Source organism: Streptomyces sp. NBC_01451 (genome assembly GCF_036227485.1).
Lineage (GTDB): Bacteria > Actinomycetota > Actinomycetes > Streptomycetales > Streptomycetaceae > Streptomyces.
In genome coordinates, this window is sequence record NZ_CP109479.1 from 3,606,760 (window position 1) to 3,619,869 (window position 13,110).

General features: G+C 71.8%; 10 protein-coding genes. 1 reads left to right on the forward strand and 9 read right to left on the reverse strand.

Annotated features, from left to right (window positions below; genetic code table 11):
* Positions 1-9 precede the first annotated feature (9 nt).
* The 5 genes from OG595_RS15640 to tsaB form a co-directional block, all read right to left on the reverse strand.
* Positions 10-6,057 carry a DNRLRE domain-containing protein gene (locus tag OG595_RS15640; RefSeq protein ID WP_329272441.1) on the reverse strand — a complete coding sequence of 2,016 codons (6,048 nt, stop codon included), beginning with the start codon at positions 6,055-6,057 and terminating at the stop codon, positions 10-12.
* A 299-nt stretch (positions 6,058-6,356) separates the two neighbouring features.
* The gene (locus OG595_RS15645; RefSeq protein WP_329272443.1) at positions 6,357-6,611 is read right to left on the reverse strand and encodes a hypothetical protein; all 255 of its coding nucleotides are present in this window, start codon (positions 6,609-6,611) and stop codon (positions 6,357-6,359) included.
* Positions 6,608-7,726, reverse strand: coding sequence for a tRNA (adenosine(37)-N6)-threonylcarbamoyltransferase complex transferase subunit TsaD (gene tsaD / locus OG595_RS15650; protein WP_329272444.1), 1,119 nt, complete (start codon positions 7,724-7,726; stop codon positions 6,608-6,610). Before tsaD ends, OG595_RS15645 begins: the two co-directional genes overlap by 4 nt.
* Positions 7,719-8,366, reverse strand: a complete 648-nt coding sequence (rimI, locus tag OG595_RS15655) for a ribosomal protein S18-alanine N-acetyltransferase (RefSeq protein ID WP_443073040.1) — start codon at positions 8,364-8,366, stop codon at positions 7,719-7,721. The genes tsaD and rimI overlap by 8 nt, the downstream gene beginning before the upstream one ends.
* A complete protein-coding gene (tsaB, locus tag OG595_RS15660) occupies positions 8,363-9,019 on the reverse strand; it encodes a tRNA (adenosine(37)-N6)-threonylcarbamoyltransferase complex dimerization subunit type 1 TsaB (protein ID WP_329272447.1) in 657 nt (218 codons plus the stop codon). The genes rimI and tsaB overlap by 4 nt, the downstream gene beginning before the upstream one ends.
* Before the next feature lie 110 nt (positions 9,020-9,129).
* Here tsaB and OG595_RS15665 point away from each other — a divergent pair, with 110 nt between their 5' ends.
* Positions 9,130-9,684 carry a hypothetical protein gene (locus OG595_RS15665; RefSeq protein ID WP_329272451.1) on the forward strand — a complete coding sequence of 185 codons (555 nt, stop codon included), beginning with the start codon at positions 9,130-9,132 and terminating at the stop codon, positions 9,682-9,684.
* A gap of 5 nt (positions 9,685-9,689) precedes the next feature.
* Here the strand turns inward: OG595_RS15665 and OG595_RS15670 are convergent, their stop codons facing one another.
* The 4 genes from OG595_RS15670 to alr form a co-directional block, all read right to left on the reverse strand.
* Entirely contained in the window at positions 9,690-9,842 is a 153-nt protein-coding gene (locus tag OG595_RS15670; protein ID WP_329272454.1) for a hypothetical protein, read from the reverse strand.
* Between the two features lie 131 nt (positions 9,843-9,973).
* The gene (gene tsaE, locus OG595_RS15675) at positions 9,974-10,549 is read right to left on the reverse strand and encodes a tRNA (adenosine(37)-N6)-threonylcarbamoyltransferase complex ATPase subunit type 1 TsaE (RefSeq protein WP_329272456.1); all 576 of its coding nucleotides are present in this window, start codon (positions 10,547-10,549) and stop codon (positions 9,974-9,976) included.
* Complete coding sequence (locus OG595_RS15680) at positions 10,512-11,768, reverse strand: alpha/beta fold hydrolase (RefSeq protein ID WP_329272459.1); 1,257 nt, start codon at positions 11,766-11,768, stop codon at positions 10,512-10,514. Before OG595_RS15680 ends, tsaE begins: the two co-directional genes overlap by 38 nt.
* 133 nt (positions 11,769-11,901) lie before the next feature.
* Positions 11,902-13,095 carry an alanine racemase gene (alr, locus tag OG595_RS15685; protein ID WP_329272461.1) on the reverse strand — a complete coding sequence of 398 codons (1,194 nt, stop codon included), beginning with the start codon at positions 13,093-13,095 and terminating at the stop codon, positions 11,902-11,904.
* Between the last annotated feature and the right edge of the window lie 15 nt (positions 13,096-13,110).

Below are 13,110 nucleotides of genomic sequence, written 5' to 3' on the forward strand. Positions count from 1 at the left end.
TCGGTCCTGTCATGCGTACCACCAGCCCACGAAGGTCGCCCGGATACGGTAGACGGTCCACCAGTGGTGGCTGCCGGGCCACTTCCAGGCGAACAGCAGCCACTTGGCCCGCGGGTGCCACGAGTCGGAGACATGGTTGCTGATGACTCCGGCGATGACCCCGACGATGAAGTAGCAGCCGAAGCCGCCGCAGAACGAGGCGATCCCGCCGGCCAGCCCCCAGATCGCACCCTGCGCGATGTCACGCTGGAAGGTGCTGCTCATGTACACCTGGACGTAGTGCCACTGGCCCCACTTCCAGCGGTAGACCCGGAAGGTGCCCGCGTAGTCGTACGCGTTGACGGGGTCCTGCCCGGCGTAGTCGTACGCGTTCGCGCCGCCGCCCAGCACCGGGTCCACGGACAGGAACCGGCCGGCGGTCGGGTCGTACAGCCGTACGCCCATCACTGTGAGCCCCGACAGGGGCGCCTCGGCCCGCTGCCTGCCGCCGAGCCAGCCGTACGTCGTGGACACGGTGGCGTCCAGCGCGTTGCCGAACTCGTCGTACTGCTGGACCACCGGGGCCAGGGTCGTGTCCAGTGGCTGCTGGACCGTCACATCGCCGTGGATGTCGGTGAGTTGCAGGACGGTGTCGCCGGTGGCCGTCGTGTTCGCGGCCAGGACGCCGGTGAGGTCCGCCACGTCACGGCTGACCGTCGAGCCGCTGATGCTCCAGGTCGGGCTGTCGCAGCCGCAGCCGTAGTGGTTGGTCGTGGTGGAGCCGGTACTCCATGTGCCGTCCGTGGCCTGGGGCTCGGAGGTCAGGACGGCGAGCCGGCCCGCCCCGTCGAGGCTCCAGGTGCTGCGGCCGGTGCCCACGGTCTCCGAGCGCACCAGGTCGTTGGTGTAGTAGGAGAGCGTGGCCGAACCGTTGGTGGTGGTGCGGCCGAAGGCGTCGTACACGTGAGCGGCGTCGACCAGCCGGTCGGCCGAGTCGTAGGTGCTGGTCACGGTCGTGGTCGTGGTGTCCGCGGTGCTGCTGTCGCAGTCGTCCGTGGACGTGCTCAGACCCGTGCGGTTGCTGCTCGCGTCGAAGGTGTAGGCGCGGGTGGTGCAGCCGCTCGCGGTGGTGTCGGCAGCCTGGGTGAGGCGCCCCGCGCTGTCGTAGGTGTAGTCGGACCGCGTGGTGGATCCCGCGGTCTGCGTGTGCCCCGACTGGAGCCCGGTGTCGGTGTATCCGGCGGTGTCGGAGGCGACCGTGGTGCCGTCCGAGGCCGTGTAGGTGCGTCCCGTCGGCCGGCCCACCGTGTCGGTGGCGACGTCCAGGGTGTACGAACCGGGCAGGGTCTCGGAGGTGAGGGTGCCGTCCGCGTCGTAGGAGGCGGTGAAGGTGCCCGCGACCGAGTCCGTCAGCGTGCTGACGTCGCCGGTGGTGCCGTAGGCGTAGGTGACGGTGGACGGCACCGAGTCGGTCGTCTTCACCGGCCGGTCCAGACCGTCGTAGGACGTGGTGCTGGTGTTGCCCGCCCCGTCGTCGTACGTGGCCTGACGGCCCAGGGCGTCGTAGGTGACGGCGACGGTCTGCCCGTTCGTCGTCTGGGTGGCGAGGCGGCCGTTGCTCTGGTCGTACGTGAGCGTGGAGACGGGCGTGCCCGTGCCGGTGCCGCCGGTCACCTCGACCCGGGTCGGTCGGCCCGCGCCGTCCACGGTGTTCGTGGTGGTGCGGGTGGTGCCGTTCGCGGTCTCGGTCTTGGTGGCGATCCGGCCCCAGCGGTCGTAGGTGTAGACGGTGGTGACCGCCTGGGCGGGATTGCTCCCGCCGCCCGTGACGGCCGCCGCGGGAGCCGTCCTGCACAGCAGCCCGGCCCATTCCACGGAACCGCAGGTGCCGGAGGCGCCCGCCGTGTAGTAGGTGTACGCCAGCGTGTCAGCGTCCGAGCCGGACGATCCGGCGGTACGGGTGGTGGCCACCTGCCCGTCGCTGTCGTACGTCGTCACGGTGTCGGTGCTCTGCCCGCCCGTCGTCGCCTTCTCCTGGCCCGTGGACCAGTCGTAGGTGGTGGTGACGGTGCGGGTGTCCACGTCGGCCGCGTAGCCCGGGATGGACGCGCCGGTCACCGTCGAGGTGACCAGGCCTGAGACCGCCGCGTCACCGGGACGGTTCTCGTCGTAGGTGGACGCGACATGGGCACGGGCCGGGATCACCGTCCCCACCGGGAGCGTGGTGTCGGCGGTGGAGCCGGCGACCTCCTGGGTGAGGGTGACCTGGTACAGCGGGCTGTAGGTGTCGGTGACCCGGGTGCCGTCGGCCGAGTACACGGAGACGGTGGACAGCAGCCGGGCCCGGTCGGCGGTCGACAGATCGGACAGGCCGAGTTCGGCGAGCCGGTCGTCGCTGCCGCTGAGCGCCAACGCGCGGTTGGCCGCGGTGAGTTCGGAGACGGTGTTGCCGAACTCGTCGTACTGGGCGGTGCTGATCGCGCCGCCGGGGGCAGCGGTGTCGGTCCGCTCGCCGTCGGCGTTGATGTACGTGACCGTCGCACGGCCGTACGAGGTCGCCGCCAGGTCACCGCCCGTGCTGGAGGACGGGACCGAGTCGGCCGGGAACACGGCGGTCGCGTCCGTCGGCGCCTCGTCCTGCGCCCAGGTCGCCACCGTGGCGGCGTCCAGCTGGTACGGGGCCGTACTGCCGGACAACGGCACGTCGTACACGACGGTGGTGGTCGCCGTACCGGACGTGGTGCTGGTCGAGCCCTCGGCGAGCTGCGGACGCGATGCCCTCAGCAGCATGCCCGCACCGGCCGTCAGCGCCGAGCCGGCCTGCCCGTACGTGAACGTCCAGGGCAGTTCACCCGGTTCGGTGTACGTGGCCACACGGCCGTTCGCGTCGTAGGTGTACTGCGTCTTCAGCGCGGGGCTGATCCGCGGGTCCCACGCCTGGCGCAGGTCGCCGGAGGTGTCGTAGGCGTACGACTCGACGGTCTCGGCGGTGGCCGCCGAGCCGCCCGGGGTGGTCGCCCAGAGCTTGACCGCCTGGACCTGGCCCGTGAAGTCGCCCAGCGCACCGGAGGTCGCGGTCGTGGAGGTCGCGTACACGAACTCCAGGACCCGGCAGCCCTTCGTGGCCGGGGTGGCCTGGCAGGTGGCCTCGGTGACTCCGCTCGTCGGCGAGATCACGTACTTCGGGCGGGCCAGGGTCGTGCTGCCGGACGTGACCGTCTCGGAGACCGTGGTCACGGTCGAGTCGTCGACCGCCGAGGCGTACGAGGACAGCGTCCAGGTCGTCGCGCCGGTGGCCGCCTTCTTGAAGACCGTGGTGTCGGCGTCCGTGTCGGTCAGCGTGAAGGCCGTTCCGGTGAGCGTGCCTGTCAGGGTGAGGGACTCGGAGCCGGTCTGCGGCTCCCAGCCGCCCGCGCTGGTCGCGGTGAACGCGACCGTGCCGCCGTCGGCGGACACCACCTCGACCGAGGTGCCGGACGTCTTCCGCACCTGGGTGTAGTCGCTCGCCTGCCCCGTGACGGACGAGGTCCAGCCGGGGCCGAAGATCTTCGCCTGGCCCTCGGTGGCGGTGCTGTTGGCCCGCGAGGAGAACGTCCGCTCCACGCTCGCGTCGAACGCCGAGGCGTCCGTGGCCGACAGCGTGTAGTCGCCGGTGAGTTCGTTGACCTGGCCCGGACCCACCTGGGCGGCGGGAGCCGTACCCGCGTCGCGGTCCAGCGTCACGTCGACGGTCTGCGAGTTCCCGGTGGTGGTGCCGTCGGTGAAGGCGGCTCGCAGCTCGATCACTCCGTCCTCGGTCAGCGTCGAGACGGTGTTCCAGACGAGCTTGGTGGCGGTGCCGCCGCTGACGGCGACCGGCCAGGCGGACACGGCGGAGCCGGATGCGGTCACGTCGCCCACGGGCACGGTGTGCCAGGAGTCCGTCTCACCACGCCGGTACTGCCAGGTCACACCCGTGTAGGTGGAGAGCCCCTTGGCGGACAGGGTCAGCCGGCGGGCCGTGGTGTCACCGTTCTGCGGGGACAGGATCGCCGCGCCGTCCGCGCCCACGCCGAAGCTGTAGGCCGTCGTGGCGGTCGACAGGTTGCCGCCGGAGTCGACCGTCCGCGCGTACAGGGTGTGCCAGCCGTTCGCCGGGTCGATCGAGATCGTCTGGGCGTCGCCGCCGGTGCCGTTGGTCGTGTCCAGCTTCTTGCTCGGCACCGAGGAGTCGTCGAGACCCCAGTAGTAGCCGGCGCCGTCCGTGGAGTCCGTGTCGAGCGTGCAGGACACCGCGGCGGCGGCCTTCGCCGTCCACCCGTTCTGGGTGTACGTGTCACAGGTGACCGTCGGCGCGTTCGGCTTGGCCGTGTTCAGCACGAACGTGGTGTAGCCGGTCCACGCCCCGTAGTCGGTGCCGTCGTACGCCCGCACCCGGTACCGCAGATGCGAGCCGGCCGGGAAGGCGTTCGCCGAGGCGATCGTCAGCTTGGCGGTCGCCCCGGACGCCACGGAGGCGGATGTCCCCGTGTACGAGTAGGTGGTGTCCGCGTACGCCGGATCCGCCGTCACCTCGAACTGGGCCTTGGTGGCCGACCCGTCCGGGTCCGCGACGGCCGCCGACAGGGTCGGGGTGAGCGAGGTGACGTACCGCTTGCCGTTGTACGCGTTGACCTGCGCCGGGGCGATCGCCGTACCCGTCGGCTTCGACGGGTAGGAGTTGTAGGTCACCGACAGCTTCGGCGCGTACCCGGCGGTCGCGTAGTTCGCGGAGCGGAAGCGCCGCCAGGTGGTGGAGTCGGTCTCCGAGGCACCCGCGATCTGGACGCCCTGGTTCGTCGAACCGTCCGCCCATGCCTGGGTGATGGCCTGGAGGTTCCAGTTCGACCAGTTCGCCGCGCAGGTGGAGTCGTGACCCCAGTGCCCGGTGTTGGAGGCGTCACCCGTCGTCGTCGTGGTCGGCTGCGCGCCCCACGTGATCGACGAGGAGGTCCAGGTGGAGGTGACCCGCTTGGCGAGGGTGGCCGGACCGGAGGTCGCACAGGTCGCCGAGTAGTAGTTGTACAGCGACAGCGTCGCCGCGGTGATGTGCTTGCCGGCGAACTTCGACACGTCGAACTTCAGGTACGACCGCGCGGTGTCCGTCCCGCCGTCGTACGTCCCCGACTTCAGCTCCTCCGAGCTGATCTGCGAGTCGGGGTAGTCGGGGTTCTGCACCCACGTGTCGGTGGTGACGGCGAGGGTGGTGGTGGGGTCGACGGTCACCGGGTAGGCGGCGGTGGCCAGGAAGGACGCGTCGGGAGTCAGTACGAGGGTCTGCGCGCCGTCGGCGGCGGTCTCGATCTCCGTCGCCACCTGCTCCTGGTGCGCTGACTCCCCGGAAGCCTTGTCCAGGCTGGCGTCCCACATCATCGGCGCGGGCGCCTCGGCGACCAGCTTGCCCCCGGTGTCCTTCAACAGCAGGTGCCCGGAAGCGGCCCTGGACAGTTTCAGCCCGGCCAGGTCCAGCGGAATACGGTAGGAGACCGTACCGTCGGCGGGCTTCCGCGCCAGCCGGATGTTCTCGGAGAAACCCTGCGCGAGCGCGCTCACCGACAGGGTCTGACCACTGCCGAGGGCGTAGGAGGCGGTGTTGGCCTTCACGGACGGGGCCGGCAGCCTGGCGTCCCAGCCGAGCCCGAAGGACTGCTTGCCCCGGGTCACCGACGCCAGACGGGTGTCACCGCCGTCGGAGACGGCCACATCGGCGGGTACGGCGGCGGGCGTGAGATCGGCGCCGGTGTCGGAGAGCGAGGTGTCGATGTCCTTCCAGACACCGTCGACCTTCGTCCGCACGGGACCGGCATAGGCCTGCGTCTGGAACTGCCCACCGGGCAGCGCGTACGTCGACGAATCCGCCGTCCGGGCCGACAACACCTCGATCCTGCGATGCTGAAGACGAGCCATCAACACCGCCGACGCCTCGTCCCCGGCCTCGGCAGGCCCCGTCGCCTTCGTGGTGGCGGGTTTCGCTCGTGCACCCGTGTCCGCGGCGAACACCAGCCCGCTGCCCTGCTCCACGAGCGCGACCTGGGTGGCGAGCGCCAGCAGCACGGCCACGGCCGTACGGCGCGCATTTCTCTGTCTGCTTCTGTGTCTCTGTCCCTGATGCATGATCAGCCCCCTTCTTGCCCGTGTGCGGTCACACAGGCAAAGCGGCTTGATCATCCGTGGCGGCGCGGGAACCGGCGGAGGCCGCCTCAACGGCGCCCCCAGGAAACATAAAGAAGATTTAAAGACACCGGCCGGACAGAGGAAGCGGAATGATCGGGTCGCCCCATTCACCCGCTTCGTCCAGCCCGCTGCCCCTCACTCGGGCAAAGCCAGGATTGCCCATTCCTTGACGGGAGATGGGGACATCACTCGCCAACCGTCTCGAACCGCCACCTGTGTACGGCTCTCGCCACCAACTCCGCGCCCGGCTCCGGAAGTTCGGGCAAAACGGCGTCGAACTCCGCGTCCCACCAGGTGATGACGAGCACGCGGTCCTGCGGAGCCCGGAGCGTCTCCCGGCGCACCGGAGTCTCCGTCAGCTCCTGCGCCCTTGCCCAGGCGAGGAGTTCGTCCCCGCGTCCGTCGACGGCCCGTGCCTCCCACATCAGCGCGACGGTCATGTGTACAGGTTTCCCTTGCTGACCTCATGCACATGGTCATGCGAACGCGTGTGGTCGTGGCTGTGTCCCGGTACGTGCGGGTCGGTCACCGGCAGCGAGGAGTCGGCCGACAGGTCCCAGTCGGAGGGGGCCCGGTTGCGGGCGACCATCTCGGCGCCCAGCGCGGCCACCATCGCACCGTTGTCCGTGCACAACTTCGGCCGGGGCACCCGGAGTTGGATACCGGCCGCCTCGCACCGCTCCTGAGCGAGCGCCCGCAGCCGCGAGTTGGCGGCGACACCCCCGCCGATCATCAGGTGGTCGACGCCCTCGTCCTTGCAGGCGCGAACCGCCTTCCGGGTCAGCACGTCCACCACCGCCTCCTGGAAGGAGGCCGACACATCACGCACCGGCACGTCCTCCCCCGCCGCCCGCTTCGCCTCGATCCAGCGGGCCACGGCCGTCTTGAGCCCGGAGAAGGAGAAGTCGTACGCCGGGTCGCGCGGCCCGGTCAGTCCGCGCGGGAACGCGATGGCCTTCGGGTCGCCCTCGCGCGCGTACCGGTCGATGACCGGACCGCCGGGGAAGCCCAGGTTCAGCACCCGGGCGATCTTGTCGAAGGCCTCGCCGGCCGCGTCGTCGATGGTCGCGCCCAGGGGCCGGACGTCGGAGGTGATGTCCGAGGCCAGCAGGAGCGAGGAGTGGCCGCCGCTGACCAGCAGGGCCATCGTCGGCTCGGGCAGCGGGCCGTGCTCCAGCTGGTCGACGCAGATGTGGGAGGCGAGATGGTTCACGCCGTACAGCGGCTTGCCCAGCGCGTAGGCGTAGGCCTTCGCCGCCGAGACCCCGACCAGCAGGGCGCCCGCGAGCCCGGGACCGGCGGTGACGGCGATGCCGTCGAGGTCCTTCGGGCTCACCCCGGCTTCCTTCAGCGCCCGCTCGATGGTCGGCACCATCGCCTCCAGGTGGGCGCGCGAGGCCACCTCGGGCACGACACCCCCGAACCGGGCGTGCTCGTCGACGCTGGACGCGATGGCGTCCGCGAGGAGCGTGGTCCCCCGGACGACACCGACTCCGGTCTCGTCGCAGGAGGTCTCGATGCCGAGGACGAGCGGCACGTCCCTGGAGTCAGCCATTGCTCTCGGTTCCTTGTGCGTCGGTTTGCCGTACGTCTGTCTGCGGGAGTTCCCGCCGGTCTTCCTGCGGGACTTCCTGCGGGACTTCCTGCGGGTCGTCCCGCTCGTCGGTCTCTCGCGCCGGTACCGATGCCGACGGGTCGCGCAGGCGCATCACCAGGGCGTCGACGTTCCCCGGCTGGTAGTAGCCGCGCCGGAACCCGATGGGCTCGAAGCCGAACCTCTCGTACAGCTTCTGCGCGCGCACGTTGTCCACCCGGCACTCCAGCATGACCTCGGTGCACTCGAACGCGGTCGCCGCCCGGAGCAGTTCGGTCAGCAGCACGGCGCCCAGGCCGGTGCCCCAGCACTCGCGGGCGACGGCGATCGTCTGCACGTCGGCCCCCGTGGCGGAGCCGCTGTCGGATTCGGTACCGGCGACGGCGAGCCCCCCGTACCCGATGATGCGTCTGCCACCCCCCTCGGCCCCCTCGTCCTCGGCGACGAAGTACCGCCGGGTCGCCTGCGGACCCCGCGCGTGGGCCAGGTCGGACCAGAACATGCCCCGGGACCAGGCGTCCTCGGGGAAGAGGTCCTTCTCCAGTTCCAGTACGGGCTCGATGTCCCACCAGCGCATCTCGCGCAGCACGGCAGTCGTCACTGGGGGGTGACCACCTTGTAGTTCTTGGGGACCTGGGCGTCGGGCCGGCGCAGGTAGAGCGGCCGGGGGGCCGGGAGTTCGACGCCCGCGGCCAGTCGTTCGGCGGCCAGGGAGGCGAGGGCCGCCGCGGAGACGTGCTCGGGGCCGTGCGCGACCGGGAAGACGTCCGGGTAGAGCAGGGCGCCCGCGCCGACGGCAGGCAGGCCCGCGACCTGGTCGGCGATGTCCGCGGGCCGGTCGACGGACGGCTCCGACACCCTCGTGCGGGAGTCGCTGTAGCGCGCCCAGTAGACCTCCTTGCGGCGGGCGTCGGTCGCCACGACGAAGGGGCCGTCCTCGACGTCGGCGGCGTACGCGAGGCCGTCCAGCGTGCAGACGCCGTGCACGGGGACGCCGAGCGCGAATCCGAAGGTGTCGGCGGTCATCAGGCCGACGCGCAGCCCGGTGTAGGGGCCGGGGCCGATGCCGACGACGACGCCGGTGACGGCGTCGAGGCCCGTGCCCGCCTCGGCGAGGATCCGGTCGACGGCGGGCAGCAGCAGTTCCCCGTGCCGGCGCGCGTCGACCTGGCTCGACGCGGCGACGACGGCCGTCCCGTCGTGCAGGGCGACCGTGACGGCCGGGGTGGCGGTATCCAGAGCGAGCAAGAGCACGCGAACAGCCTACGGCGCCCGCGCCCCGCGCACGGCCGCTCCGGCAGGCGGTACGGCTGCTGCTACCGTCGCCACAAAACGGGACGTACGAGACGAAGAGGTGGGCGCCGGTGACCAGGAGCAGCTCGGGATTCGTGGCCGGGCTCACCGCGGCGGCCCTCGTCACGGTCGGTGTCCTCGCCTACCAGGCCTCGGCGAACGCCCCGCTGCGCCCGGGCGCGGAGCACGTGTCCCCCTCGGTGCCGGTGACGGCCTCGAAGGTCCCCCGGGACACCCGGCACCCGGACGCGCTGCCGGCCGGGTCCGGGGCGGGCAGGCGGGTCGTGTACTCCCTGGACGACGACCGGGTGTGGCTGGTCGGCGACAACGGCAGGGCGCGCCGTTCGTTCCCCGTCGCGCCGGGGACGGTCGACCCGGCGCCGGGCAGTTATCTGGTCACGTCCCGCTCGAACTCGATCACGGGGACGGACGGCACCCCGATCGAGCACGTCGTGCGGTTCACCGGCGTGGACGGCGTGGGCATCGGCTTCAGCGCGGCGGTGGACGGTTCGGCCCCGCGGCAGGACCCGGAGGCGCGCACGGGCGGCATCCGGGAGACCCGGCCGGACGGGGACGCGATGTGGGAGTTCGCGACGATCGGCGAGAAGGTCGTCGTGATCCGCTGAACGCGCTACGCGGCCTTGGGCCGTTCGACGGGTGCGTCGGGCACGCGCGGGGGCGTGGAGACCGCGCGGGCGGCGGCGCCCGCCGCCAGCAGTTCACGCATGGACACCCCGCGCACCGCGTACGGCTTGGGCGTACCGGTTCCCTCTGTGGTGGACATGGACGCCTCCTGGAGTTCGGGGGCGGACGTAGTTAGGTAAGCCTAACTACAGACTGGGTACCATGTGACCACGCGCGGGACACCCGACGCAACATCTTGCCGACGGATTGTCGGAACATTCACGCAAACGTTCACAGGACGCTCAGGTCAACCGTCACCCACCGCTCCCCCACCCCCGTGAGGGTGACGTGCCGCACCTCGTCGGTGGTGTCGCCGACGGCACGGTGGATGAGGAGATGGAGCCGGTCGTCGGTCAGCTCCTCGACCTTGCCCTCACCCCACTCCACGACGACGACGGACTCGGGCAGCGAGACGTCGAGGTCGAGGTCCTCCATGTCGTCGAGACCGCCGCCCAGCCGGTAGGCGTCGACGTGGACGAGCGGCGGGCCGTCGCCGAGGGAGGGGTGGACGCGGGCGATCACGAAGGTGGGCGAGGTGACCGCACCCCGGACCCCGAGCCCCTCGCCGAGCCCGCGCGTCAGCGTCGTCTTGCCCGCACCCAGCTCACCGGTGAGCATCACCAGGTCGCCGGCCCGCAGCCGTTCGGCGAGCCGGCGGCCCAACTCCCGCATCTCGTCGGGTGAGTTGACGGTCACCTCGAAGGACGAGGCGGCCGGGGAGGACAAGGAGGCCGAGGGGGACGACGCGGGCGCCGGGCCCGCGGGGGACTCAGCCGGGGCGTCGTGCGCTGCTGCTGGTGCTTCCATAACCGGAAACGGTAGCCCCTGCCGGCACGGCACCCGCGCGGGTGAGCAGGTCGGCGAGCCGGTCGGTGACCGCCTCCGGGTGCTCCAGCATCACCAGGTGCCCGGCGTCCGGCACGAGGACCAGTTCGGCGTCCGGCAGCAGGTCGGCGATGGCCTCGCTGTGCTCGCTGGGGGTGACGAGGTCGCCGACCCCGGCCAGCACCAGCACGGGCAGGTCCTTGAAGTGTCCGAGGGCCTCGGTCTTGTCGTGCTCGGTGAAGGCCGGGTAGAACTCGGCGACGACGTCGATGGGGGTGCTCTCGATCATCCGCTCGGCGAACCGGGCGACGGCGGGATCGACGTCCCGCGACGAGAACGAGTACCGCTTGATGATGCCGGCGAAGAGATCGGTGGTGACCCGCCGCCCCCGCTCCACCCACTCGGCCTGCTGTCCCAGCGCCTTCAGTACGCCGGGCAGCACCCGCCGGACCGCGTTCACGCCCGCGACGGGCAGCCCGAAGTTGACCTCTCCGAGCCGCCCGGACGACGTACCGACGAAGGCGACCGCGACGACCCGCTCCCGGACCACGTCCGGGTACTGGTCGGCGAAGGCCATGACGGTCATCCCGCCCATCGAGTGCCCGACGAGCACGATCGGCCCCTCGGGCACGGCGGCGTCGAGGACGGCTTTCAGGTCCTGGCCGAGCTGGTCGATGGAGAGCGCCACCCCCTCGTGCTGGGCGACCCCGCGCCCGGACCGCCCGTGGCTGCGCTGGTCCCAGTAGACGCTGCGGACGACACCGCGCAGGGCGGCCCGCTGGAAGTGCCAGGAGTCCTGGCTGAGGCAGTAGCCGTGGCTGAAGACGACGGTGACGGGCGCCGGGGCCTTGCGGCCGAAGAGCCGCCGCCGGCGCGGGGTGAGGGCGGGCGCTGCCTCCGGGTCGACGTCGTCGACCTCGTAGTACAGCTCGGTGCCGTCGTCGGCGTACGCCTTGCCCGGGGTGCCGCGCAGCGCGCCGTACGGGCCCGTCGAGTCGAGCGCGAGCCGCGCCCGCTGGCGCATGCCGCGCCCCACGGTGAGCCGCTCGACGGCGACCCCCGCGGCGGCGCCGGCCGCCACCACTCCTATGGCGACGCCCGCGATACCGGTCGCCCGGCGCCATCCCCCGCCCGTCGCCCCCGCGGCGGAGGCCACGGCCGTGGCGGCGCTCGCGACGACCTCCGCAGTGCTCTCGCTCACGTACCGCTCCTTGCTGGAATTACCACTGAAGTTGCCGGGCCTGCTGAAAAGTCGGTGCGCCTGCCGGCCCAGGAAGGATGACCGGCGTTGCCGGGGTTACTCGTGCCGCCCGGCCGAAGAACCCCGCGGGCGCCTACCCCTCGTGTTCTTCTTCCTCATTCACATTCACGTAGACGCGGGGGACGCGGGTTCCGATGCGGGTGACGATTTCGTACGCGATCGTCCCGGCCGCCTGTGCCCAGTCCTCGGCGGTGGGCTCACCGCGGTCACCGGGCCCGAAGAGCAGGACCTCCGCGCCCGCTTCGGGCTCGTCGCCGCCCAGGTCGACGACGAACTGGTCCATGGCGACCCGCCCGGCCACGGTCCGCCACTTCCCGCCGATCAGGACGGGCCCGGTGCCGGAGGCGTGGCGCGGGATGCCGTCCGCGTAGCCGACGGGGACGAGGCCGAGGGTGGTGGCGCCGGGGGTGACGTAGTGGTGCCCGTAACTGACGCCGTGCCCGCCCGGTACGTGCTTGACCAGCGCGAGCGAGGCGGCCAGCGTCATCACCGGGCGAAGGCCCAGGTCGGCGGAGGTGCCGATCTCCGGACTCGGCGAGATGCCGTAGACGGCCACCCCGGTCCGTACGAGGTCGAAGTGCGTGTCCGGACGGCTGAGCACGGCGGGCGAGTTGGCGAGGTGCCGTACGTCGGGCCGCAGTCCGTGCCGTTCGGCGTACGCGACCATCTCGTGGAAGCGGGTGAGCTGGGCGTCGACGGACGGGTGTTCGGGTTCGTCGGCGCAGGCGAGGTGGGACCAGAGCCCGGTGACGCGGATCAGCCCGTCGTGCTCGGCGCGCAGCGCGGCGGCGACGAGCGCGCACCAGTCGTCCCCCGGCTGACAGCCGCCGCGCCCGAGCCCGGTGTCGGCCTTGAGCTGGACGCGCGCGGGCCGCCGGGCGGCGGTCGCGGCCCCGACGACCTCCCGCAGGGCCCACATCCCGCCCACCGACACGTCGATGTCGGCCTCGACGGCGGCCTGCCAGGGCCCGCCCGGGGTCCAGAGCCAGCACATGACCCGTACGTGACGCGGAATCCCCGAGTCCGGCTGCCGCAGGGCGAGTGCCTCCTCGGGGGTGGCGGTGCCGAGCCACTCGGCACCCGCCTCGACGGCTGCCCGAGCACACCGGAGCGCCCCGTGGCCGTACGCGTCGGACTTGACGACGGCCATCAGGGCCGCGCCGCGCGCGCGGGCGCGCAGGGTCCGCACGTTGGCCCGCAGGGCGGCCAGGTCGATCTCGGCGCGGGCTCGCAGGGCGGCGGCCGGCGGGGCTGCTGTCTCACTCATGGCGCCCCCAGTGTC